General features: G+C 70.1%; 5 protein-coding genes. 3 read left to right on the top strand and 2 right to left on the bottom strand.

Annotated elements, in window-relative coordinates; genetic code table 11:
• Both QSK32_RS45265 and QSK32_RS45260 read right to left on the bottom strand, forming a co-directional pair.
• The coding region (locus QSK32_RS45265; RefSeq protein WP_285475556.1) for a hypothetical protein at positions 1 to 181 on the bottom strand (181 nt) is incomplete at its 3' end.
• Between the two features lie 144 nt (positions 182 to 325).
• A complete protein-coding gene (locus tag QSK32_RS45260; RefSeq protein WP_285475555.1) occupies positions 326 to 1,711 on the bottom strand; it encodes a hypothetical protein in 1,386 nt (461 codons plus the stop codon).
• 413 nt (positions 1,712 to 2,124) lie between these two features.
• Here QSK32_RS45260 and QSK32_RS45255 point away from each other — a divergent pair, with 413 nt between their 5' ends.
• The 3 genes from QSK32_RS45255 to QSK32_RS45245 form a co-directional block, all read left to right on the top strand.
• Complete coding sequence (locus QSK32_RS45255) at positions 2,125 to 2,520, top strand: VOC family protein (protein ID WP_285475554.1); 396 nt, start codon at positions 2,125 to 2,127, stop codon at positions 2,518 to 2,520.
• 21 nt (positions 2,521 to 2,541) lie between these two features.
• Complete coding sequence (locus tag QSK32_RS45250) at positions 2,542 to 3,279, top strand: DinB family protein (protein WP_285475553.1); 738 nt, start codon at positions 2,542 to 2,544, stop codon at positions 3,277 to 3,279.
• A 74-nt stretch (positions 3,280 to 3,353) separates the two neighbouring features.
• On the top strand, positions 3,354 to 3,534 hold a 181-nt coding region (locus QSK32_RS45245; protein WP_285475552.1), incomplete at its 3' end, for a hypothetical protein.

Below are 3,534 nucleotides of genomic sequence, written 5' to 3'. Positions count from 1 at the left end.
TCCCGGGGCCGAGGTCGGCACCGACGAGGGCGTACACCTGTTGTGGGGCCAGGGCGGCCATCAGGCGCAGGCTGATGTCGCGGCCCGAGCCGCGGACTCCGGGCAGGTCACCGTGGTGACTCGGTGGCGTCACCCGCGGGGCGGCCCGGTCGTTCGGTAAGTGAGGGGTTTCGTTGGTCATGCCGCTCCAACGACCGCTGGCCTATCGGGGCCGTGGGGTGAACGGGCATCATTGCCGATACGTTGGGTCGATAGTCACTGGTTACGCAGCGTCGCGAGGGCAGGCCCCGGCCCGCGAGGTCCGAGGCCTGCCGATCCGCGAGGATCACGTCAGGGGCAGGATCCGGGCGATCTTGATGGTGGTGCTGCTGCTCCCGGCCGCGGCGTAGGCGGCGCTGCCGTCCGCGTACCCCTTGAAGGCCTGGTAGTCGTGGTCCTTGACCGCGACCGTGACCTTGCTGCCGATCGCCTTGCCCGTCGACGAGTCGTAGGCCCGCACCACCGTCGACGACCCGGAACCGTAGGCGAGCAGCATCCGGCCCGTCCCGTAGGACACCAGGTGCGGGTGCTTCGACGCCACCCCGGTCTTGATCGTGCTGTCCGACCTGCCGGTGGTGAAGTGCTCCAGCCGCACCGAGCCGCCCTGGCTCCACGCCGTCCAGTAGCCCTTGCTCTTGGCCAGCACCAGGTCACCGCCGAACAGCGTGCCGTCACAGGTGCCCGCCGCCACCGTCCGGTACGGGTTCGGCTGGGCGATCCGGCAGTCGTTGTCGGTGGCGCAGACCGCGACGAACTTCTTCGCCTTCGGATCCCAGACGATGCGGGACGTCCAGGCGTGGCTGCACCCCACCTCGGCGTTGGCCGCGTGCCCGCTGACCAGCTTGCCGGCCGAGCTGACCACCTGGATGCGGTCGCCCTGGTGGATGTCGACGCAGTCGCCGTTCTTCACGGTGATCGCCACGCCGAAGTAGGCGGCCCAGTTCTTGCCGTCGGTCGCCAGCCGACCGTGGTGCTGGTACCACCAGATGAACCGGGCACCGTCGTCGTAGCCGGTCTTCCCGCCGGTCAGGTTGGTGACCTGTCGTTCCCAGACCAGCTTGCCGGAGGTGTTGAACCGGATCATGTGCATGGTGTTGCACGGGCTCGACTCGCCGCCGCACAGCGGCCCGTCCCCGCACGTGCCCTTGCGGGTGAGCAGGATGACGCCGCCGGTCGCGTCGGCCTGCACGTCCTGCAGGTCGATGCCGGTGAAACTGGTCGGCGTCCCGACGATCTTGTCGTCGCAGCCGAGCCTGCCCAGGTAGACCTTGCCGCCGGTGCCGAGCCACGCCAGCCACGACCCGCCGTCGGGCCGGGCGGCGATCGCCATCGGCAGTTTCTCGGTGTCGCCCTCGCCGCCGTACCCGACCACGGCCGCGCTCAGCTTCACCTCGGTGATCTTCGCTTTGGGAGCCGCCGATGCGGTCCGCCCGCAGGCGCCGGTCTTCTCGGTGGCTTTCGCCTCGGTTTTTCCGGGCGCGGAGGCCGACACCGACGGCGCCGCACTCGTGGACGGGGCCGCAGCCGCCGCACTGGCCGGCAGGGACGCGTTCGCCGCCACCTGGTCGGTCGCGGCCGCGGTCTCGCCCGCCGCCGTGCCGGAATCGGTCTCGCCGGAACCGCAGGCCCCGGCCCCGAGCACCGCGACGACCGCGAACGCCGCTGCGATCACCCGTCGTCCCCGGCCCGCCCCATCGGCTCGCCGCATTACGCGCATGTCCATTTACCTCGTTGTTTTAAGTTTTGATTAGGGAATTCTTAAATGCCGCGCGAACCCGAGGGGAATAGGCTCGCGCGCCGCTGACCCTACCGATTCCCCGACCCTGGTCAAAACGGTGTCCGCCCATTTCGGGTCCCTTTTGCAGTGCTTTTCCGACCCTTCGGGCCGACGAGCGTGGGAGCGCGCCCAAGGAAGTGCCTGGTCATGCTTTTTCGGAGGTACGCGCCACACCCCTCACAACCGCAGACCGAGCCGTCCCACCCTGCGCGGCACGGCACGGGTCCACGAACACCGCCAAGCGGACCGATCCTGTCCGCCTGGGCACCTACCGTGCTCGGTGAACACACGTGAGCAGGAGGAACAGCATGGAGTTCGTGTCGATCAGGGTCATCAGCGCGGATGTGGCCGGACTGGCCGCCTTCTACGCGAAGGTCCTCGGGACACCCGCACAGTTCGCGAACCCCGAGTTCGCCGAGGTGCGTACGGCCCGGGGTGCGATCGCGATCGGCAGCCCCCGGACCGTGGCGATGATCGCACCCGGGGCCGTCGAGCCGGGAACCAACCGCAGCGTCATCGTCGAGTTCCTGGTGGACGACGTCGACGCGGTGTTCGCCGGGGTGCGGGACACCGTCGAGGTGGTGGCCGAACCGACGACGATGCCGTGGGGCAACCGGTCGCTGCTGGTCCGCGACCCCGACGGCAACCTGGTCAACTTCTTCACCCCGGTCAGCCCGGAGGCCAAGGCCAAGTTCGGTCGCTGACCCGGACTCTACGATGAGGCGGTGAACCACACCGGGTTGCGCATCGCCGACGTGACGGTGACGGACACGAGACTGCAGAACGTCACCGTCACCCGGGGTGTCCTGTGGCGGGTGCGGATGCGCGGCGCCTGGCTCGGCCAGGTGTCCATCGACGGCCAGATCGAGGGCCTGACCGTCAACGGGGTCGACGTCGGCCCGCTGATCGAGGCCGAGCTGGACCGCCGCTACCCGGAGCGGGTCAAGATGCGCCCGGCCACCGCCGACGGGTTCCGCGAGGCGTGGGACATCCTGGAATCGTTGTGGGCCGAGACGGTGGACCGGGCCCGGCAGCTCCCGCCCCCGCTGCTGCACGAGCGGGTCGACGGCGAGTGGTCCTTCATCCAGACGTTGCGGCACCTGCTGTTCGCCACCGACATCTGGGTGAGCCGGGCGGTCCTCGGCAACCCCCGCCCGTGGCACCCGCTGAGCCTGCCGTTCGACGAGATGGACCCGGACGAGCGCGTCCCCTGGGACCGCGACGCGCAGCCCACCCTGGACGAGGTGCTCGCCCTGCGGGCCGACCGTGCGGAGACCGTCCGCCGGGTCCTCACGGGCCTGACCGACGAGGCCCTCGGCGCCGACACCGAACCGGTCGACGGCCCCGGCTACTCGCCGGCCGCCCAGTACCCGGTCGCCGAATGCCTGGGCACCGTGCTCCTCGAGGAGTGGCAGCACCGCCTCTACGCCGAACGCGACCTCGCGACGCTGCGTAACCAGTGACTATCGACCCAACGTATCGGCAATGATGCCCGTTCACCCCACGGCCCCGACGGGCCAGCGGTCGTTGGAGCGGCATGACCAACGAAACCCCTCACTTACCGAACGACCGGGCCGCCCCGCGGGTGACGCCACCGAGTCATCACGGTGACCTGCCCGGGGTCCGCGGCTCGGGCCGCGACATCAGCCTGCGACTGATGGCCGCCCTCGCCCCACAGCAGGTGTACGCCCTCGTCGGCGCCGACCTCGGCGACGGCG

Source organism: Actinoplanes sp. NBRC 101535 (genome assembly GCF_030269225.1).
GTDB classification, from domain to species: domain Bacteria; phylum Actinomycetota; class Actinomycetes; order Mycobacteriales; family Micromonosporaceae; genus Actinoplanes; species Actinoplanes rectilineatus.
The sequence above is the reverse complement of the archived record's forward strand: the minus strand, read 5'-3'. Positions and strand labels throughout refer to the sequence as shown.

What these genes read in the sequence shown, in the direction of transcription:
- QSK32_RS45255 (WP_285475554.1), top strand. Translation starts at nt 2,125, where the DNA reads ATGGAGTTCGTGTCGATCAGGGTCATCAGCGCGGATGTGGCCGGACTG.